Source organism: Streptomyces sp. NPDC041108 (assembly GCF_055592645.1).
On sequence record NZ_JBVIYK010000011.1, the window covers coordinates 172,018 to 194,059 of the forward strand.

Sequence of the window (22,042 nt, forward strand, 5' to 3'; positions counted from 1 at the left end):
CATTCCTCTCTCTCACTTCGCGTTGCTCGCTTCGGTGTTCCGCTCCGCCCACGCGACGAGCCCCTCCAGGGCCCGGAACCAGGTCTCGGCGAGATCCCGGACCGTGTCGCGCGGCAGCAGTCCTTCCAGATAGGACCAGTGCGCGGCCAGCACCGGCCCGTCCGCCCGGTCCTCGGTCACCACATCGACCTCCAGCGCGTGGCCCTCCCGCGTGGAGCCCTCCGACCCGATGTCCGCCGCGTCCTCCTCCGGCGCGTACGACCAGTCCGTCTCCTCCGGAACGCCGAAGCGGCCCAGGTAGTTGAACTCCACGCGCGGCGGCTCGTAGGCCGCCAGCACCTCACGGGTACGGGGATTGAGGTGCCGCAGCAGCCCGTACCCGACGCCGTTCGCGGGCAGCGCCGCCAGGTGCTCGCGCACCCGTCGTACGGCCTCCTCGGCGGCCGGACCGCCGGCGAAGGCGTCGGCGGGGTCGGCCGCCCCCACGTCGAGCCGGACCGGGTGGACGCTGGTGAACCAGCCGACCGTCCGGGAGAGATCGACCCCGTCGCCGCCCAGCTCCTCCTCACGGCCGTGGCCTTCGAGGTCGACGAGGAGGGAGGTGTCCGCCCCGCCGTTGCGCCGCCGCAGGTCGGCGAAGGCGAGAGCCAGGCCGGCGAGCAGCACGTCGTTGACGGTGGCGCCGAACGCGGCGGGTACCGACGACAGCAGCGGTCCGGTCCGCTCGGCGGGCAGCCGCAGCACGACCTCGCGCCGGGTGGCGGTGGTGTCGCGGTCCGGGTCCCGCTCCCGGGTGAGGGGCAGGGACTGCGCGCCCCCGTCCAGGATCGCCTCCCACAGAGGGAGTTCGGCCTCCCGTTCCGGCGTCCGGGCCAGCTCGGTGAGCAGCCGGGACCAGCGGGCGAACGACGTCTCGACGGGCAGCAGTCCGACCGGCCGCCCGGCGCGGACGTCCCGCCAGCCCGCTTCCAGGTCGGGCAGCAGCACTCGCCAGGACACACCGTCCACGACGAGGTGGTGGCCCATCAGCAGCAGCCGGCCCGGCGCGTCGCCCGCGTCGAACCACACCGCCCGGACCACGGTCCCCGCGTCCGGGTCGAGCGACGCCCGTGCCGCGGCCGTGTGCTCCCGCACGGTCTCGCCCAGCGCCGTCGCGTCCAGCCCGGCCACGTCGACCCGCTCGACCCAGCCGGCCGCGTCGACCGTGCCGACCGGCGGCACGTGCAGCGTCCACTCCTCGGTGTCCTCGCGCGAGGGCCGGACCAGACGGGCGCGCAGCAGGTCGTGCCGGTCGGCGAGCGCCTGGAGCACGGCCGTCAGACCGGGCAGGTCCAGCGCCGCCGGGGTGCGCACCAGGGCGGCCTGGTGGTACGAGGCGAAGGGGCCGCCCAGTTCGCGCAGCCAGTGCATGACCGGGGTGAGCGGCACGCTGCCGGTGCCGTCGTCCGCCGGGCGCGGCGCGCGGACGTCGGCCGCCTCGGCGACCGTGCCCAGTGCGGCGACCGTACGGTGGCGGAACACCAGCCGCGGGCTGATCCGCAGGCCCGCCGCACGGGCCCGGCCCACGAGCTGCATGGCGACGATGCTGTCCCCGCCGAGCGCGAAGAAGTCGTCGTCCACACCGACCCGTTCCAGGCCCAGCACCTCGGCGAAGACCGTGCAGAGCAGCTCCTCCACGGGCGTGGCGGGTGCCCGCCCCGAGGACAGGGCGGAGAAGTCGGGCGCGGGCAGCGCGGACCGGTCCAGCTTGCCGTTGGCCAGCTGCGGGAACCGCTCCAGGGCGACGACGGCCGCCGGGACCATGTGGTCCGGGAGCCGGCCACCGACGTGGGCGCGCAGCCGCGCCGGGTCGGCCACGGTGTCCGGGGCCGGGACGACGTAGGCCACGAGCAGCTTGCGCGGGCCGTCCTGGTGGACGGTCACCAGGGCCTGCCCGACCTCCGGGTGGGAGGTGAGCGAGGCCTCGATCTCGGCGGGCTCGATCCGGAACCCGCGGATCTTCACCTGGTCGTCGGCACGGCCGAGGTAGTCGATCCGCCCGTCGGCGGTCCAGCGGGCCAGGTCGCCCGTGCGGTACAGCCGTGATCCGGCCGGACCGAACGGGTCGGCGACGAACCGCTCCGCCGTCAGTCCGGGGCCGCCCAGATAGCCGCGCGCGAGACCGCCGCCGGCGAGGTACAGCTCGCCGGGGACACCGGGCGGCAAGGGCTGCAGGCGGTCGTCGAGGACGTACGCCCGGGTGCCGGCCACCGGCCTTCCCACGAGCGGCCGTTCGCTGTCACGGACGCGTCCCACGAGCGCGTCCACGGTCGACTCGGTCGGCCCGTACAGATTGAACGCCTCGGTGCCGGGCAGTTCCGACAGCCGCTTCCACAGGGAGACGGGGACGGCCTCGCCGCCCACGCCGACGACCGCGAGCGGGCAGTCCCCGCCCCGCAGCAGACCGCTGTCGGCCATCTGCGTGAAGAACGACGGGGTGACCTCCAGGAAGTCGAACCGGTGCCGGAGCACGGCCTCGGTGACCAGCTCCGGGTCGCGGCGGACCTCCTCCGACAGCACATGCACGCAGTGCCCGTCCAGCAGCCACAACTGGGGCTGCCAGGAGGCGTCGAAGAAGAACGACCAGGCGTGACCGACCCGCAGATGCCGCCGCCCCGCCGCCTCGACCGCGGGCGCGTACAGCGTCTCGCGGTGGCTGTGGAACAGGTTGCCGAGCGTCTCGTGGGTGATCACCACACCCTTGGGGCGGCCGGTGGAGCCCGAGGTGTAGATGACGTACGCCGGGTGCCGGGGCGTCAGCGGGGCCGTGCGGTCGGCGTCGGTGAGGTCGGCGCTGTCCTGTTCCGCGAGCCGTGCCTGCGTGTCCCGGTCGTCCAGCACCAGCGGCTCGGTGCCGGGCGGCAGGACGGCGGCCAGGTCGCGGGTGGTCAGGGTCAGCACCGGCCGGGCGTCGGCCAGGACATCGGCCGTGCGCTCCGACGGGGCGTCCGGGTCGAGCGGCAGATAGCCCGCGCCCGCCTTGTGGACCGCGAGGACGGCCGTGAGGAAGTGCGCGGTGCGGGGCAGCGCGAGCGCGACGAACCGCTCCGGACCGGCACCCGCCGCCACCAGCAGCCGGGCCAGCCGGTTGGCGTCCGCGTTGAGGTCGGCGAACGTCAGCTCGATCCCGTCGGACGCGGCGGCGGGCAGCCCGCCGTGCCGGCGCGCCCGCTCCTCGAAGAGGGCGGGAACGGTGGTCGGCGCGCCGGCGGCGGGCCTGCTGTGCCAGCCGCCGACGAGACGGGCCCGCTCGTCCGCGCCGAGGATGTCGACGTCGGCGAGTGCCGTGTCCGGGTCGCTGGTCACGGCACGCAGGACGCGCCGCAGCCGGTCCGCGAACGACTGGGCGGTGGCGTGGTCGAACAGGTCGGTGCTGTACTCCAGGACGCCGTCCACCCCGCTGCCGTCGCCCCGTTCGACGAAGTCGAAGGACAGGTCGAACTTGGCGGTCGTCTGCGCCACGTCGTCCCGGCGGGTGTCCAGCCCGGGCAGTCCGGTGTCGTCACCGCCGGACGCCAGGTACACGACCATCACCTGGAACAGCGGGTGACGGGCGAGCGACCGGGCCGGGTTGACCACCTCCACCAGCCGCTCGAAGGGCACGTCCTGGTGGTCGAACGCGGCCAGGTCGGTCTCCCTGACCCGGCCGAGCAGCTCCCGGAACGTCGGGTTCCCGGAGGTGTCGGTGCGCAGCACCAGCGTGTTGAGGAAGAACCCGACCAGGTCGTCCAGATGGGCGTCGGTGCGCCCGGAGATCGGGCTGCCGATCGGGATGTCGTGCCCCGCCCCGAGCCGGGAGAGGAGGCCGGCCACGGCTGCCTGGAGCACCATGAACACACTGACCCCGTTGTCGCGGGCCAACGCGTGCAGGGCGGCGGCGAGTTCGCCGTCCAGCGACAGGTCGGCCGCATCGCCCCGGTAGGTCGCCTCCAGCGGGCGGGGCCGGTCCACGGGCAGCGCCAGCTCCTCGGGCAGCCCGGCCAGCGTCCGCTTCCAGTGGGCGAGCTGGCGTGCCGCGAGGCTGTCCTCGTCCTTCTCGTCACCGAGGACGTCCCGCTGCCACAGCGTGTAGTTGGCGTACTGCACGGGCAGCGGCTGCCACTCGGGCGCGCGTCCGGCCGTACGGGCGGCGTAGGCGTGCGCGAGGTCCCGGTGCAGCGGCCCCTCCGACCACTCGTCCCCGGCGATGTGGTGCAGGAGCAGCAGAACGGTCCACTCCTCCTCGCCGGTACGGAACACCTGTACGCGCAGCGGGAGTTCACGCTCCAGCGCGAAGCCGTACGCCCCTGCCTGCGCCAGCAGCTCCGGCAGCAGCTCCGCGTCGGTGTCGACGACCTCGAACGGGACGCGGACCTCGTCCGGCGCCAGCACCCGCTGGTGGGCCCGGCCCTCGTCGTCGGGGAAGACCGTGCGCAGCGTCTCGTGCCGGACCACCACGTCGTGCACGGCGGTCCGCAGGGCCGCCACGTCCAGGGCGCCCGTCAGCCGCCAGGCCGAGGGGATGTTGTACGTGGCGCTGGGACCCTCCACCTGGTACAGCACCCACAGGCGCTGCTGGGCGGAGGACAGCGGCAGCCGCCCGGGCCGTGGCCGGACCGTCAGGGCCGGACGGGTCGCGCCCGCCGCGTCGGCGGTGCCCGCCAGGTACTGCGCGAGCCGTGCCGGTGTCGGGGCGTCGAAGACGGTGCGCAGCGACACCTCGGCGCCGAGCGCGGCCCGGACGCGGGCGGTCAGGCGCATCGCGAGCAGCGAGTGGCCGCCGAGCGCGAAGAAGTCGTCGTCGATGCCGACCTCGGGCACGCCGAGGACGGCGGCGAACGCCTCGCACAGCAGATCCTCGCGCGGGGTGCGCGGCCTGCGTCCGGAGGCGAGCGCGCCGAGGTCGGGCGCGGGGAGCGCCTTCTCGTCGAGCTTGCCCGCGACCGTGCGCGGCAGCGCCGCCACGGTGACGAAGGCACTCGGCACCATGTGCGCGGGCAGCGCTCCGGCCGTGTGGCCGCGCAGCTCCGCCGGATCCGGGGCGCGCCCGGCGGCCGGCAGGACGTACGCGACGAGCCGGCGCACGCCGGGCGTGTCCTCGCGGACCACCACGGCGGCCGTGGCCACGTCGGGGTGGCGGGCGAGCAGTGCCTCGATCTCGCCGGGCTCGATACGGAAGCCGCGCAGCTTGACCTGGCCGTCGGCGCGGCCCAGGAACTCCAGCGAGCCGTCACGGCGGCGCCGCACCAGGTCGCCCGTGCGGTACATCCGGGTGCCGGGCGCGCCGAACGGGTCGGCCGTGAACCGCTCGGCGGTCAGGCCCGGACGGTTGAGGTAGCCCCGCGCCAGGGCCTCTCCGGCGAGGTACAGCTCACCGGTGACCCCCACGGGGACGGGCCGCAGCAGCTCGTCCAGGACGTGGGCGCGGATGTTGTCCAGCGGCGCGGCCCACCGGCCGGTGGTGTCGCTGTGCCAGCCGTAGGCGTCGACCGCGCTCTCGGTGGGCCCGTACAGGTCGTGGACCTGGGTGCCGGGCAGGGCGCACAGCCGCTCCCACAGCGGGGCCGGGGTCGCCTCCCCGCCCACGGCGATCACGCCGGGGAGGTGGGCGCCGGGCTCCAGGAAGCCGTGGTGGATAAGCTCGCGGAGATAGGTCGGGGTGACGTCGAGGAAGTCGATGTCCTCCCGGCCCAGGTACGCGAGCAGCGCGGCCGGGTCGGCCATCACGGCCTCGTCGGTGACGTGCAGTTCGTGCCCGGCGAGCAGCCAGATCAGCGGCTCCCAGGACCCGTCGAAGCTGAACGAGGCCGCGTGGACGGCCCGCAGCCGCTCCCGGCCGAGGGACCGCTCGGCGGGCCGGATCAGGTCGTCCCGGTGGGCGGCGAAGAAGTTGCTCAGACCGCGGTGGGTGCCGACGACACCCTTGGGGGTGCCGGTGGACCCGGAGGTGAAGATGACGTACGCGGTGCCGGAGGGCGCGGGAGGGGCGGCCTCCGGTGAGCCGCCGCTCACGGGGCCCGTCTCGCCGGGTGGGTCGACGAGGACGGTCGGCCACCCCTCCGGCAGCTTCGGCGCCAGCTCCGCCGTGGTGAGCACGCACAGCGGTGCCGCGTCACGGAGCATGAACTCCAGCCGTTCGTTGGGGTGTTCGAGGTCGAGCGGCAGATAGGCGGCGCCGGACTTCAGGACGCCCAGGAGTGCCGGCACCATCTGGTGCCGGGGCAGGGCGAGGCCGACCACGCGCTCGGCGGTGGCGCCCCGGCCGAGCAGCAGCCGGGCCACGGCGTCCACCCGCTCGCCCAGTTCCCGGAAGGTGAGCCGGGAAGCCCCCGTGGTGAGGGCGGGCGCGTCGGGCCGGGAGCGGACGACGTCGTCGAGGATCTCCGGGACGGACCGGGTCTCCAGGGCTCGGCCCGTGTCGTTCCAGACACCGGCGACGGCCGTCTCCTCCTCGTCGGTGAGGACGTCGAGGGACCGCAGCGGACGGCCCGGCTCCGCGACGGCCCGCCGCAGCAGCCGCAGCAGCCGCTCGGCGAGCGCGGCGGCGGTCGCCTCGTCGGTGAGGTCGGTGGCGTACTCCAGCAGCAGGGCCATGTCCCGGCCGGGGCCGTGGTCGACGAAGGTGAAGTCCAGGTCGAACTTGGCCATGCCGTTGTCCATGTCGAACCACTCGGTGGGCAGGCCGAACAGCTCCGGGTCGCCGTCGGGCCGGTGGTGGTAGCCGAGCATGACCTGGAAGAGGGGGTTGCGGTGGGCGGTCCGGACCGGGTTGACGGCCTCCACGACCCGGTCGAAGGGCACGTCCTGGTGCTCGAACGCGGCCAGGGCCGCCTCCCGCACCCGGCCGAGGAGCTTCTCGAAGGAGGGGGCGCCGGACAGATCGGTGCGCAGTACGAGCGTGTTGACGAAGAAGCCGACCAGGTCGTCCGCCGCGCTGTCGGTACGGCCCGCGATGGGCGCGCCGAGCGGGATGTCGTCCCCGGCGCCGAGGCGGTGCAGCAGAGCCGCCGTGGCGGCCTGGAACAGCATGAACATACTGACCTGGTGCGTGCCGGCGAGATCGCGCAGCGCGTCCCCGGTGGAGCCCGGGAGCGTGGCACGGACCACGGCCCCGCGTCCGGTGGCGCGGGGCGCCCCCGGACGGTCCAGCGGCAGCGGGATCTCCGCCGGGAGCCCGCTGAGGGCGCCCGTCCAGTAGGCGAGCTGCTCCTCCTCCACCTCGGCGAGCAGCCGCTGCTGCCAGAGCGTGTAGTCGGCGTACTGCACCGGCAGGGGAGCCCACCCGGGTGCGGCGCCCGCGGCGCGGGCCGCGTACGCGCGGTGCAGGTCGGCGAGGAACGGCCGGTCGGACCACTCGTCGGTGGTGATGTGGTGCAGGACGACGGCCACCACGTGGTCGTCGTCGCCCAGCCGCAGCACCTCGGCGCGCACCGGGAGTTCGGTGCCCAGGTCGAACGGGCGTCGCTGGGCCTCCTCGACCCACTGCGCGAGCCCGCTCTCGGCACCCTCGGTCAGCCGGAACTCCGGCTCGGCCGTGCCGGGCGCCGCGATCCACTGGTACGGTTCCCCGTCCGCCTCCACGAACCGTGTGCGCAACGCTTCGTGACGGTCCGTCACATCGTGGAGGGCGGTGCGCAGGGCGTCCAGGTCCAGGGCGCCCCGGAGCCGGAAAACGAGCGGGAAGTTGTACGCGACTCCGTCCCCGGTGATCCGCTCCACGAGCCACAGCCGCCGCTGGGCGGCCGACAGCGGTATCCGGGCGGGCCGTTCGGCGGCGGGCTCCAGCACGGGCCGGGCCGGCTGCCCGGTGGCCGCCCGCAGGGCCAGCGTCTCCGGGGTGGGCGCCTCGAACAGGTCGCGGATGGCCAGTTCGGCGCCCAGCTCGGTGCGGGCCCGGCTGATCAGCCGGGTGGCGAGCAGCGAGTGGCCGCCCAGGTCGAAGAAGTTGTCCTCCGCGCCGGTGCGGGGCAGGCCCAGCACCTCGGCGAACAGGCGGCACAGCACCTCCTCGACGGGGGTGCGCGGGCCGCGTCCGGCCGACAGGGCGACCGCCGGCTCGGCCTCCGGCAGGGCGCGGACGTCCAGCTTGCCGTTGTCGTTCATCGGCAGTCCGGGCAGGACGACGAAGGCGGCGGGCACCATGTAGCGGGGCAGCCGCTGTCCGAGGTCGTCGCGCAGCCGCCGGATCAGCGTGGTGTGGCCGCGGCCGGCGGCCGGGGTGTTGGCGTACGGGGCGCCGGCTTCGCGGTCGGGACGCGGCCGGTACAGGCCCGCCGTACGGGGCGTGCCGGAGCCGGGGGTCCGGTCGTCGGGCACGAACACGGCCTCGTAGGAGCCGGGTTCGGCGGACCACGTGGTGAGCAGCCGGTAGCCGTGCGCCTCGGCGGTCTCGCGCAGGTCCTCCGGCTCCACACCCGTGGCGGCGACGGGTGTCGGCCGGCCGGAGTCCAGGGCGCGCAGCACGGCGAGGTCGCCGGCGGTGCGGACGTCCGGGACGGCCCGCACCCGGAACGGCCCGGTGCCGTCGAGCCGGGCGAGGAGCGCGTCCCGCCCGGTCCAGGCGACCGCCGGTACACCGTGCAGCGAGAGCCCGGCGTCCCCCTCGTACAGCACCACGTCGTACCGGTAGCGGGTCAGCTCGTTGTGGTGGCGGCCCGCCTTCGTGCGCAGGTCGACGCCGACGCCGAGGGTGGTGAACCAGTCCGGGTCGACGAGCAGTTCCTTCTCCAGGGCGAGGCCCCGCTCCACGGCCCGGCGCAGCCCGTCGGGCTCCGTGTGCGAATCGGCGCGGGCGGCCTGGATGCCGGCCTGGAACACCCGGGCCTGCCGCAGGTCCCGGACGTCACCGAGGAACAGCGAACCGCCGGGCGCGAGCAGGTCCAGCGCGCCCCGGATCACCTGGTGGAGGTGGTCCAGGCTCGGGAAGTACTGGACGACGGAGTTGATGACGACCGTGTCGAAGTAGCCGGTGGGCAGGCCGTCGGTCACCTCGGCGGCCTGACAGCGCAGTTCGACCTTGCCGGCCAGCTCGGGGTCGCTCCTGACGCCCTCGGTGAGCTTGCGGATCACGGGTGCGGCGAAGTCGGTCGCCCAGTACGCCTCGGCGTCCGGGGCGAGCCTGGACAGCAGCAGGCCCGAGCCGACCCCGATCTCCAGGATCCGGCGCGGCCGCAGCTCACGGATGCGCTCCACGGTGGCCTCGCGCCACTCCCGCATGTGTTCCACGGGGATGGGGGTGCCGTCGTAGGAGCTGTCCCAGCCCGCGAAGTCCTCGGTGAACAGGGCGGTGCCGATCTCGGTGTACTCGGCGGAATAGATCTCCCGCCACTCACCGATCTGCTCCCGCTCGGCCGACTCCCGTGCCTCGGCGTCGGGTTCGGCCGGGACGACGTAGCCGACCAGCCGTTTGGTGCCGGGCGCGGAGGTGTCGTCACGGGCGACGACGGCGGCCCGGGACACCTCGGGGTGCTGCACGAGCGCGGTCTCGATCTCGCCCAGCTCCACCCGGTGACCCCGGATCTTCACCTGGTCGTCGGTACGGCCCAGGAAGTCCAGGTTGCCGTCCGGGCGGCGGCGGACGAGGTCACCGGTGCGGTACATGCGCTCGCCCGGCCGCCCGTACGGGTCCGCCACGAACCGCTCGGCCGTCAGACCGGGCCGGTCGAGATAACCGCGCGCCAGACCGACACCCGCGATGTACAGCTCACCCGCCACCCCGTCCGGCACCGGCCGCAGCCACGTGTCGAGGACCCGGGCGCGGGTGGCGCGGATGGGCTTGCCGACGGTCGGGGTGGCGCTGTCCTCGGTGCCACCGCCGAGCGTGTTGATCGTGTACTCGGTCGGGCCGTACAGGTTGTAGCCGTACGTCCCCTCCGTGTCCCGCAGGGTGTTCCACACCGTCTCGGTGACGGCTTCGCCGCCGAGGAGCACCAGCGGCGGCCGGTGGCCCTCCAACAGGCCCTCCTCCAGCAGGAGATGGGCGTACGTCGGCGTCACGTTGACCACGTCGACGCGGTGTTCCTCGCAGTACGCCACCAGTGCGGTCGCGTCCCGCCGCAACTCCTCGTCGCAGACGTGCACCTCATGCCCCTCGACGAGCCACAGCAGCTCCTCCCAGGACATGTCGAACGCGAACGACACGGTGTGCGCGATCCGCAGTCGCCGCCCGCCCGCCGACGCGATCGCCGGGGCGAAGATCTCCTTCTGGTGGTTGAGCTGCATGTTCGTCAGACCGAGGTACGGCGTGACGACACCCTTGGGACGGCCGGTCGACCCCGAGGTGTAGATGACGTACGCCGGGTGGTCCAGGCTGAAGGTCACCGACACCGGACCCGCCGGGAAGGAGGCCAGTTCGGCCGCCACCGCCGGGTCGTCGAGCAGCACGCGCGGCGTGTCGCCCGTCAGCGTCGCCGACACGCCCGCCGTGGACAGCAGGAGCAGCGGGCGGGCGTCCGCCAGCATCAGCGACAGCCGGTCGGCCGGATGGTCCAGCTCCAGCGGCAGATACGCCGACCCCGTGCGCAGTACCGCGAACAGCGCCACCACCATGTCGATGGAGCGCGGCAGTCCGAGCGCGATCACCCGCTCGGGTCCGGCGCCCCGGGCGAGCAGCAGCCGGGCCATGCGGTCGCAGCGGGCGTCGAGTTCGGCGTAGGTGAGGGTCTGCGCGCCGAAAACGAGGGCGGTCTCGTCCGGGGTCCGGGCGGCCTGCGCGGCGAGCATGTCCGCCACCGTCTCGTGCGGCACGGGCGGCCGCTGCTCGGCCTCCTCGCGGGCGAGCGCGGCGGCCTCGGCGGGCAGCAGGGGGTCGAGTGAGCCGACGGGGGCGTGCGGGTCGGCCACCAGACGGCCGACCAGCAGCACGAAACGGTCCAGCAGACTCCGTGCGTACGCGCCGTCCAGCAGGTCGGGCCGGTGGGCGAGCGTCGCCCTGACCCGTTCACCGGGCGTGACGACCAGGTTGGCCGGATAGTGCGTGGCGTCCACGTTGGCCACGGCCGTCGCGCCGTGCCGTTCGCGCAGCTCGGCCAGCCGCTCGTCGGTGTCGGCGTTGCGCAGTACGAACAGCGTGTCGAACAGCCGTCGGTGGCCCGACTCGGCCTGGAGCACACCCAGGCCCAGGTGCTCGTACGGCATGACCTCCAGACGCTCGCCCTGGATCCGGCGCAGCAGGCCGAGGACCGGCTCGCGCGGGTCGAAGGCGATACGCGCGGGCACGGTGTTCAGGAACATGCCGATGACGTTCTCGACGTCCGGCACCTCGCTGGGCCGCCCGGCGACCGTCGTACCGAACGCGATGTCGGTCCGCCCGGTCGCGCCGGCCAGGACCAGACCCCAGGCCGCGTTGAGCACGGTGTTGAGGGTCAGACCCTGGCCCCGCGCCAGGTCCCGCAGCCGTTCGGCGACCGGCGCCTCCAGCACGGCGTCCAGGTGTTCCGGGATCACCGGCTCCCGGCCCCGGTCGGAGGCGGCCGGCACCAGCAGCGTGGGCTCCTCGAAACCGGACAGGGCCGCCCGCCACGCCCGGGTGGCCTCGGTGTCGTCCTGCCGTTCCAGCCAGGTCAGGTAGTCGCGGTACGAGCCGGGGCGGGCGAGGCCCGCCGGGTCGCCGCCGCTCTCGTACAGCGCGAACAGCTGGTCCAGGAACAGCCAGGCCGACCAGCCGTCCCACAGGATCAGATGACGGCCGACGATCAGCCGGTCGCCGCGTTCCCCACCGAGCCGGACGAGCAGCATGCGGAACAGGAGGGGCCGGGTGAGGTCGAAGCGCCGGGCACGCGAGTCCTCCAGCAACTCCCGCATCCGCCGGTCCTGTTCGGCGGCCGGGAGCCCCGTGAGATCCACCTCTGTCAGCGGGATCGCGGCGTCCCGCACGATGAACTGCACCGGCCGGCGCAGCCCCTCACTGGTGAACCCGGCCCGTAGGCCGGGGTTGCGGTCCAGCAGCGTGCGCACCGCTGCCGTCAGCCGCTCGGCGTCGACGCGGTCGGCGAAGTCGAAGGACTCGTGGACCGTGTAGACGTCCAGGGAGCCGGCGTCGAAGTTCGAGTGGAAGAACAGGCCCTCCTGGAGCGGGGCGAGGGGCCACACGTCCTCGATCCGGCCCGGGGCGAGCCGCTCGACGTGCTCCCGCTCCTCCTCGGTCAGCGCGAACGCGGACCCGGCGAGGCTGTCGTCGGCGTCCGTCTCGTCGAGGGCGGCCGTCGCCGCGAGCGCCGCCGGGGTGCGATGCTCGAACACCTCGCGCGGGCCGATGGCCAGACCCGCGCGGCGGGCCCGGCTGGAGACGGCGATCGAGCTGATGCTGTCCCCGCCGAGCAGGAAGAAGTCGTCGTCGACACCGACCTCCGCCAGCTTCAGCACGGCCGCGAAGATCTCGACGAGCAGCTGCTCCCGGGGGGTGCCCGGCGCACGGGTGACGGTGCCGCGCACGGCCTGCGGGGCGGGCAGCGCGGCCCGGTCCAGCTTGCCGCTCGGGGTGAGGGGAAGGGCGTCGAGCACCACCCAGGCACTCGGCACCATGGGGGAGGGGAGCGAGCCGGTGATGCTCTCGCGGAGCTCTCCGGCCTCGGCGGCGGCGCCCGGGGCCGGGACGACGTAGGCGACGAGCGCGTCCTCCCGTACCGTCACCGCGGCCTGCGCGACCTCCGGCAGCCGCACGAGCGCCGCCTCGACCTCGCCGAGTTCGATCCGGTTGCCCCGCAGCTTGACCTGCCGGTCCGTGCGGCCCAGGTACTCGATCACCCCGTCCGCGCGCCGTCTGACCAGGTCACCGGTGCGGTACATCCGGCTGCCCGGCCGCCCGTACGGGTCGGCGGTGAACCGCTCGGCGGTCAGCGCCGGGCGCGCGTGGTAGCCGCGGGCGAGCTGGACGCCGGTCAGGTACAGCTCACCGGGGACGCCGTCGGGGACGGGCCGCAGACAGGCGTCCAGGACCCGCAGGCCGGTGTTCCACACGGGCCGCCCGATGGGCACCGCGGTGCCCCGGTCCTCCTCGGGGGCGTACGGGTGGTACGTGACGTCGACGGCCGCCTCGGTCGGGCCGTACAGGTTGTGCAGCGGTACACCCGTCAGCGCGTGCCAGCGGCTCGCGGCGGCGACGGGAAGCGCCTCGCCGCTGCTGAGCACCCGGCGCAGCGACGCCGACCATGCGGGGTCGCCGGTGACCTCGTCGTGGCCGAGGAATGCCTCCAGCATCGACGGCACGAAGTGCAGGGTCGTGACGGCGTGTTCGCGGACGAGCCCGGCCAGGTGGGCGGGATCGCGATGGCCGTCCGGGCGGGCGAGCACCACGGTCGCGCCTTCGAGGAGAGGCCAGAAGAACTCCCACACGGAGACGTCGAAGCTGGACGGCGTCTTCTGCAGCACCCGGTCGTCGGAGCCGAGCCCGTACTCGTCCTGCATCCAGGCGAGCCGGTTCACGATGGCACGGTGGGTGACGACCACGCCCTTGGGCAGACCGGTCGAGCCGGAGGTGTAGATGAGATAGGCGGGGTCGTCGGGGCGGGCGGGGTCCGGGGAGCCCCCGGCGGGCGGCTCGCCGTCGACGCCGTCGAGCAGCAGTACCGAAGGCGCGGTCTCCCTGGGCAGGCGGCCGGCCGTGGCCGACAGGGTGACCACGGTCGTGGCGCCCGAGTCGGTGAGCATGTGGGTGACCCGGTCCGCCGGATAGTCCAGGTCCACCGGCAGATATGCGGCCCCCGACTTCAGGACGCCCAGCAGCGCCACCATCAGCTCCGCCGAACGCGGCACGGCGACCGCCACGAAGGTGCCCGGCCGGGCACCCCGGCCGCGCAGCCGTGTCGCCAACTCCTCGGCGCGTGCGTCGAGTTCGGCGTAGCTCAGCCGCTCGCCCTCGAAGACCACGGCGGTCGCGTGGGGCGTCCGGGCGACCTGCGCCGCGAAGCCCTCCGCCAGGGTAATCCCCGGCAGCGACTGTTCCTCGCCGGCGGGGTGGGCGTGCAGGGCCTCGTCGGGGGAGAGCAGGTCGACGGAGGCGGCCGCGCGCTCCGGTGCCTCGGCGACGGCCTCCAGGACACGGGCCAGCCGGTCGCCCAGGGTGCGCGCGGTGTCGCCGTCGAGGCGTTCCGCGTGGTGCTTCAGCCGCAGGTCGAGCCGCCGGCCGGGCTTCACGACGAGGGCGAGGGGATAGTGCACGGCGTCGTGGAAGGCGTCGCCGGTGATGCGCACGGTGCCCGAGGCGTCCCGCAGGCCGTTCTCGGCCGGGTAGTTCTCGAACACCACGAGGGTGTCGAAGAGTTCGCCGGAGCCCGCGTGCCCGGAGAGCCGCCGGATCTCGGCGAGACCGAGGTGCTGATGGTCCAGCAGCCGGGCCTGCTCCTCCTGGAGCCGGACCAGCAGAGTTCCCAGGGACTCGCGCGGGGTCCAACGCAAGCGTGTCGGCAGGGTGTTGATGAACAGGCCCACCATCGAGGCGATGCCCTCGACCTCGCCGTCGCGCCCGGACACCGTGGTGCCGAACACGAGGTCGTCCCGGCCGGTCAGCCTGCCGAGCAGCAGCCCCCAGGCGCCCTGGACGACCGTGCCGAGGGTGATCCCGAACTCGCGGGCCCGTTCGGCGAGCCGCGCGGTGGTGCGCTCGGACAGCTCCACCCGGACGTGCTCCGGACGAACGGGTGCGGTGCCGGCAGGGTCGCCGACCAGTCGGGTCGGCTCGTCCAGCCCGGCGAGCGCGTCGCGCCAGGCGGCACGGGCCGCATCGCGGTCCTGCTCGGCCAGGCGGCGCAGGAAGCCGCGGTAGGGGGCCACAGCGGGGAGCGGGGGTGCGTCGGTGCCGTAGAACGCCATCAGTTCGCGGTGCAGCACCGGCAGGGACCAGCCGTCCGCCACGATGTGATGGAACGTCAGGACCAGACGGCTGCGCTCCTCGCCGAGGCGGACCAGGGCGCAGCGCAGCAGGGGCGGCGCGGCCAGGTCGAAGCCCCGGGCGCGCTCGTCGGCGGCCACCGCGTCGCCGAGCGACTCCCGGACCACGCCGTCCTGCGAGGACAGGTCGACCTCCCGCCATGGCAGTTCGGCGTTCCGCGTGATGATCTGCACCGGGGTGCCGTCCGGGCGCTGGCGGAACGCGGCCCGCAGCGGGGCGTGCCGGTCCAGGAGACGCTGCGCGGCACGGCGCAGGAGGGAGGCGTCGACGGGTCCGGCGAGATCCAGCACCTGCTGGACGACATACGTGTCCCCGTCGCCCCCGGTGAGGGCGTGGAAGAAGAAGCCCTGCTGGAGCGGGGTGAGCGGCAGCAGCTCCTCGACCGGCAGCGGGTGCGCGCCCTGGATCTCCGCGAGTTCGGCCTCGTCGGCCACCACCAGCGGCTCGTCGGCGGTGCGCTCGGCGACCCGCTCGACGGCGGCCTGCGCCAGCGCTTCGACGGTACGGTGCCGGAACACCTCACGGGTGGTCAGTCCGAGGCCCGACTCCCGGGCGCGGATGAGGAGGTGGATGGCGCTGATGCTGTCGCCGCCGAGCGCGAGGAAGTCGTCCTCGGCCGTCACGGAGTCCAGACCCAGCACCTCGGCGTACAGCGAGCACAGGAGCTTCTCGCGTGGGGTGCGCGGGGCGCGTCCGGAGCTCAGGGCCGCGTAGTCCGGTGCGGGCAGGGCGCGTGCGTCGATCTTGCCGCTGGGTGTGACCGGCAGGGCGTGCAGCGGGACGAAGGCCGAGGGGACCATGTGGTCGGGCAGCCACTCGGCCGCGTGTCCGCGCAGGGTCCGCATCAGCGCGGTCACGTCACGGAAGGGTGCCGGCCGGTTGGCGTGCGGATAGGCGCCGGCCGTCCGGTACAGGGGCCCGAAGGGTCCGTCGAGGACGAGCACGGCGTCGAACGCACCGTCGTCGGCGTTCCCGTTCCAGGTGAGCGCCGCCCGGTAGCCGTGCTCGACCGCCAGCGCGTACAGCTCCTCGGGGTCCGCGCCGGAAGCCGCCTCCCGGCTGCTGCCCTCCAGCCGCCGCAGGTCCGCCAGGTCGTCCGCGAGGCGTGCGTTGGGCACACCGGTGACCCGGAGCCCGTCCGGCCGTCCGGCCAGCAGCGCGGCCAGTCCGCCGAGCCCGCCGGCAGTGGCCCAGTCGACGTCCGGCAGCTCCCGGCCGGCCGTCGGGGTCCCCGGGCGCAGGACGACGTCGTACCGGTAGCGGCTCAGCTCGTTGTGGTGCGTGGCCCGCTTGAGGCGGATCTCCGCGTCGAAGCCGTCGAGGGCGGCGAAGAAGTCCGGGTCGAGCAGGAGTTCGCCCTCCCAGCGCACCGACTGCTCGACGGCCGTCCGCAGCGCGCTCTTGTCCGCCTCCTCGCCCTCGGCGCCGAGGGCACGCCGGGTCTCCACGGCCGCCCGCAGCGTGCGCAGCAGCCGCAGATTGCGCACGTCACCGACGAAGATCCGGCCGCCGGGGGCCAGCAGCCCCGACACCTGGCGCAGCACGTCGACGAGGTACTCCCCGCCGGGGAAGTACTGGGCCACCGAGTTGATGACGACCGTGTCGAAATACCCGGCGGGCAGTCCGTCGGTGTCATGGGCGGGCCGGGCCCGCAGTTCGACCTTCGCGGCCAGTTCCGGATCGGTGTCGACCTGGGCGCGCAGCGCCGCGACGGCCGCCGCCGAGAGGTCGGTGCCCCAGTACGCCTCGCACTCGGGCGCGATCCGGGACAGGATCAGACCGCTGCCGACACCGATCTCCAGCACCCTTCGCCCGGTGCCGAGTTCACGGATGCGCTCGACGGTCGCGGCCCGCCACTCGCGCATCTCCTCGACGGGGATCGGCGTACCGTCGTACATGCTGTTCCAGCCCGCGAAGTTCTCACGGAAACCGGAGCCGTCGGAGCCGTCGGGGCCGTCGGTTCCTCCGCCGCCCGAGTCCTCGGAACCGGCCGCCCCGTAGAGGAGTTCATGCAGTTCCTTCCACTCCTCGACCCGTTCCTCCGGGTCCGGGTCGCGCCTCGCGTCGAGAGCGGGGACGACATAGGCGGCGAGGCGGCGGTCGCCGGGGCGGTCCTCGCGGACGACCACGGTGACCTGGTCGACGGCCGGGTGGCCGCGCAGCACCGACTCGATCTCGCCCGGCTCGATCCGGAACCCGCGGATCTTGACCTGGGCGTCGGCGCGCCCGAGGAACTCCAGCCGCCCGTCGGCCCGCCGGCGGACCAGGTCACCGGTGCGGTAGAGCCGCTCGCCGGGCTCCCCGAACGGGTCCGCGACGAACCGCTCGGCGGTCAGGTCCGGCCGCCCCAGATACCCCCGGGCCAGCCCCGCGCCCCCGAGATACAGCTCGCCCGTGACCCCGGCGGGAACCGGCCGCAGGTACGCGTCCAGGACGTACGCCCGGGTGCCCGGGTCGGGCACACCGATGGGGACGATCGCCCCGGCCGGGATGTCCGGGTCGCACAGTCCCAGCGTGGAGTTGGTGGTGGCCTCGGTCGGGCCGTAGGCGTTGAACATCATCCGCCCGCGCGCGTACCGCGCCACCAGCTCGGGGGAGACCCGCTCGGTGCCCGCCAACAGCGTGGCGGCCGACGGCAGTCGAACGTCCTCGGGCATGGCGGCGAGCAGGGCGGGCGGCAGGATCATGAAGGTGACGCCGTGCGCGTTCGCGTAGTCGGCGAGCGGCGCCCCGGGTACCCGCAGCTCCGCGGGTACGACGACGAGCCGGCCGCCGGACAGCAGTCCGAGGCACAGGTCCCAGAAGGCGACGTCGAAGCTCGGGGAGGCGAACTGCAGCACCCGGCTGTGCGGGCCGATGCCGAACCTCTCGCTCTGTGTGGCGACCAGCTTCGCCACACCGCCGTGCGAGAGGACGACGCCCTTGGGGCGGCCGGTCGAGCCCGAGGTGTAGATCACGTAGGCGGCGTTCAGGACGGTGAGCGGTTCTGCGCGGTCCCCCTCGGCGGGATCGTGGTCGGGCCGCCCGGCCAACTCGGCCGCCGTGGCGGGTGTGTCCAGCTCCAGGACGGTCATGCCGTCGGCCGGGCCGGGGAGTTCCCGTGCGGTCTCCGCGGTCGTCACCATGCAGACGGGCCGCGCGTCGTCCAGCATGTACGCGATGCGGTCCGCCGGGTAGTCGTGGTCGATCGGCAGATAGGCGGCGCCCGACTTCAGGACGGCCACCTCCGCCACGATCAGCTCCGCCGAGCGCGGCAGGGCCAGGGCGACGATCCGCTCGGGGCCGGCGCCCCGCGAAAGCAGCGCGTGCGCCAGGCGGTTGGCGCGCGAGTCCAGCTCCGCGTAGGTGAGTTCCTCGTCCTCGAAGACCAGCGCCACGGCGTCCGGCCGCTGCCGCACCTGCTCGGCGAACATCGCCGGCCAGGTGTCCGCCGGCACCGTGTGCGCGGTGTCGTTCCAGTCGAGGACGACCTGGCGGTACTCCTCGGGGCTCATCAGATCCAGGCGGGCGACCGGGCTGTCGGGCCGGGCGAGTGCGTCGGCGAGGAGCGTGCGGTAGTGGCTGAGGAGCCGTTCGATCGTCGTGGCGTCGAAGACGCCGGGGTGGTACGCGGCCCGGGCCGAGCCCTCGCCGACCTCCAGCAGGATGTCGACCGGGGCGGGCAGTTCACCGGCGGGCCGCTCGGCCGTGGCGAGGGCCGTGTTGAAGAACAGGCCGCCGCCGCGCGTCGGCCGGGGCCGCAGCTCCTCGATCAGGAGCCCGACCGGCAACCGGTGGGTCTGCGCCTCCTCGTGCGCCTGCGTCACGCGCCGCACCAGCTCGGCGAACGAGGGTTCGTGCTCGACGGACACCCGCAGCGGGAGCCCGTCATGGCCGACGGTCAGGTCCGTGGCCCCGGTGTAGCGGTGCAGCAGGGCGACGAAGGCGGCCAGGTGTACGGCGTCGGGGGCGTCCGGGACGTCCGCCAGTGCGCGGGTGTCGCGTTCGAGCAGGGGCTGTGGCGGGTGGGGCCGATCGGCGGGCAGGGAGAGCTCGAGCGGCAGCGATGTCAGCAGCCGCCGCCAGTAGGCCAGGACTTCCTCGGTACCGCACACAGCAGTGAGCCTTCCCACCAGGTCGGGGTCCGGTTCTGAGCCGGATCGCCGACATACTAAGGTAAGGGTTACCTAATTCACAGGGTCTCCTTGTGAGGGTTGCCCCGAGGGCGGGACGGCAATCCACGGAGGACCTGTAGTTCGACCCGCACGCGCCCTACAGTTAAGGCAAGCCTCATCAAAGAAAGTTGAAGACGTGGGGACCTCTTCGGTCCGGGCGGCGAAAGGCCCCCGCGCGGCACTGCTGCTGACGCTCTCGGGCGCGGCCCTGCTCACCCTGTGCGCCCTGTCGATGGCGTTCGGCGCGCTCGGCGTCCCGCTCGACCAGGTGTGGCACACCCTGCTCGGTGACGCCCCCGACGCCCGTGTCGACACCGTCATCTGGTCCGTACGCCTGCCGCGCACCGCGCTCGGGCTCGCCACCGGCGCAGCCCTCGGTCTCTCGGGCGCCCTGATGCAGGCGCTGACCCGCAATCCGCTCGCCGACCCCGGCATTCTCGGCGTCAGCGCGGGCGCCGCGTTCGCGGTGGTCCTCTCGGTCGGCGTACTCGGCATCTCGTCGGTCTACGGCTACATCTGGTTCGCCTTCGGCGGCGCGTTCGCCGCCAGCGTCCTGGTGTATCTCCTGGGCGGTCTCGGCCGGTCCGGCTCCACCCCGGTGAAGCTCGCCCTGGCCGGGGTCGCCGTGACCTCCCTGCTGTTCTCGCTGACCAGCGCCATCGCGCTCACCGACCCCGACGCCCTGAACCGGTACCGGTTCTGGAGCGCGGGTTCGCTCGCCGACCAGGACGAGGGGGTCCTGCTGCGCGTCCTGCCGTTCCTGGCCGTCGGCGCGCTCCTCGCCCTCGCCTGCGCTCCCGCTCTCAACAGCCTCGCCCTCGGCGACGACGTGGCCAAGTCGCTCGGTCTCAAGCTCGGCCTGGTCCGCGTGCAGGGTGTCGTCGCCGTCACCCTCCTCACCGGCGGAGCGGTCGCCGTCATCGGACCCGTCGTCTTCGTCGGCCTGGTCGTCCCGCACATCGCCCGCGTCCTCGCCCAACTGGCCGGTATCGGCCCGGACCACCGCTGGCTGCTGCCCCTGTCGGCCGTCCTCGCTCCCGGCCTCCTCCTGGCCGCCGACATCGCCGGCCGCCTGATCGCCCGCCCGACCGAGATCCAGGCGGGCATCCTCGTCGCCTTCCTCGGCGGCCCCTTCTTCATCGCCCTGGTACGCCGCCGACGCCTCGCGGAGCTGTGACATGACGTCTCGACGGGGCAGGTGCCGGCCTCGGGCGGATACGCGGCCGACGCCCCGGCCCGTGACCGCCGGGTCACGGGGATCGGTCGCGTCCCGTCCGGTCGCCGCCCGGGGAGAGGGTCTCCAGGCGACCGGGTCGCGGAGCCGTGGTCCCGTGGCCGCAGGACTCCCGCATCGCCGGCCCGTGGCCGGTGAGTCGCGCCCTGGAGGTGCCGTGGTCGCCGGGCGGCGGGGGTGCGGTGCGGTGATCCCCGACTCGTGGCTTCACTCGCCCGCGGTCACCGAGCCCTGTGGCGGCGGTTGGCTGGTGGCCGTGCCGCGCACCGGCGGTTGCTTGGTGGCTGAGCCGTACGCCGGCGGTTGCCTGGTGGCCGTGCCGCGCACCGGCGGCTGCCCGGTGGTCGAGCCGTACGCCGACGGTCGCCCGGTGGTCGAGCCGCGGCAGCGTCGGCTCGTGGTCACCGACCCGCACAGGGAACGCCCCGTGGTGACCGGGTCGCGCTGCCCCGGTGCCGTGGCCTGCGAGACGTGGCCGGGCCGGCCCGATTCCCGCCGGCCGTGGCATCGCCGACCCGCGATCGCCGTCCTCGCACATCGACCCGCGATCGCCGTCCTCGCTCATCACCGACTCCCCGCCTCGGAAACCGCGGTGACGAGGCCCCATGAACAGCAGAACCGTGGAGTGGTGAGCCGATGACGACCGAACTGGCGCCCGTGCCGCCCGCGAAGGGCGTCGAGAAGACGGCTGCCCGGCGCCGCACGGCCGACCGTCTCGCCTTCCGGCTTCCGGTGCCGCCCGTCTCCGGCGTCGTACGGCCCCGGCTGCTGGCCGTCTCTCTGCTGCTCGCCGCCGCCGCGTTCCTGGCGTTCGCCGTGGAGACCTCCGTCGGGGACATCGACCTGCCGCTCACCGATGTGCTGAAGGCCCTCGCGGGCACGGGCGATCCCGGCACCGAGCTGATCGTCCACGAACTGCGGCTGCCGCGTGCCCTGGCCGGGCTGCTCGTCGGTATCGCGTTCGGCATCTCCGGGGCCCTGCTCCAGACCGTGACGCTCAACCCGCTCGCCAGCCCCGACATGATCGGCATCACCCAGGGAGCGGGCGCTGTGGTCGTCGCCGGCATCGTCCTCGGCTGGGACGGCGGCCTCGGCACCCAGGCCCTCGGCCTGCTGGGCGCGTTGACCGCCGGGCTGCTGGTGTACGTGCTGGCCTGGAAACGCGGCACCACCGGCTACCGCATCGTCCTCGTCGGCATCGGCGTCTCCTGGATCTGCACCAGCATCACCGACTACCTCCTGGCCCGCGGCCAGCGCTTCCAGGCGCAGGCGGCCCTCGGCTGGCTCGTCGGCAACCTCAACGGCCGTACCTGGGAGCAGATCGGCCCGCTCGCCCTCACCATGGCCGTGCTCGTGCCCCCGGCCGTGCTGCTCGGCCGGCAGATCCGTGTCCTGCAACTCGGGGACGACGTCGCCAGGGGCCTCGGCACCCGGGTGCACATCGTCCGGGTGGCCGTCCTGCTCATCTCGGTCGGGCTCGTCGCCTTCGGCACCGCGACCGCCGGGCCGGTCGCCTTCGTGGCCCTCGCCGCGCCCCAGGTCGCCCAGCGCCTGGCCGGCACCCCGTTCCCGCCACCCGTCGCGGCGGGGCTCACCGGTGCCGTGATGGTGCTCGTGTCCGACCTCGCCGCCCGCAAGCTCGTCCCCGACACCGAACTCCCGGTCGGGATCGTCACCGGGGTGCTCGGCGCCCCCGTCCTGCTGTGGCTGCTCATCCGCGCCAACCGCGCCGGTTCAGGAGGCTGAAGA

Annotated in this window: 3 protein-coding genes; 2 read left to right on the top strand and 1 reads right to left on the bottom strand. The window is 74.1% G+C overall.

Annotated elements, in window-relative coordinates; genetic code table 11:
• Positions 1-12: 12 nt before the first annotated feature.
• Positions 13-18,999, bottom strand: coding sequence for an amino acid adenylation domain-containing protein (locus tag ACZ6BB_RS28595; protein WP_471618017.1), 18,987 nt, complete (start codon positions 18,997-18,999; stop codon positions 13-15).
• 196 nt (positions 19,000-19,195) lie between these two features.
• On the opposite strand from ACZ6BB_RS28595, the gene ACZ6BB_RS28600 reads away from it, so the two are divergent.
• Together ACZ6BB_RS28600 and ACZ6BB_RS28605 are read left to right on the top strand one after the other, a co-directional pair.
• Positions 19,196-20,236, top strand: coding sequence for a FecCD family ABC transporter permease (locus ACZ6BB_RS28600; protein ID WP_471618018.1), 1,041 nt, complete (start codon positions 19,196-19,198; stop codon positions 20,234-20,236).
• 693 nt (positions 20,237-20,929) lie between these two features.
• Entirely contained in the window at positions 20,930-22,039 is a 1,110-nt protein-coding gene (locus ACZ6BB_RS28605) for a FecCD family ABC transporter permease (protein WP_471618019.1), read from the top strand.
• Positions 22,040-22,042: the final 3 nt, after the last annotated feature.

What these genes read in the sequence shown, in the direction of transcription:
- ACZ6BB_RS28605 (WP_471618019.1), top strand. Translation starts at nt 20,930, where the DNA reads ATGACGACCGAACTGGCGCCCGTGCCGCCCGCGAAGGGCGTCGAGAAG.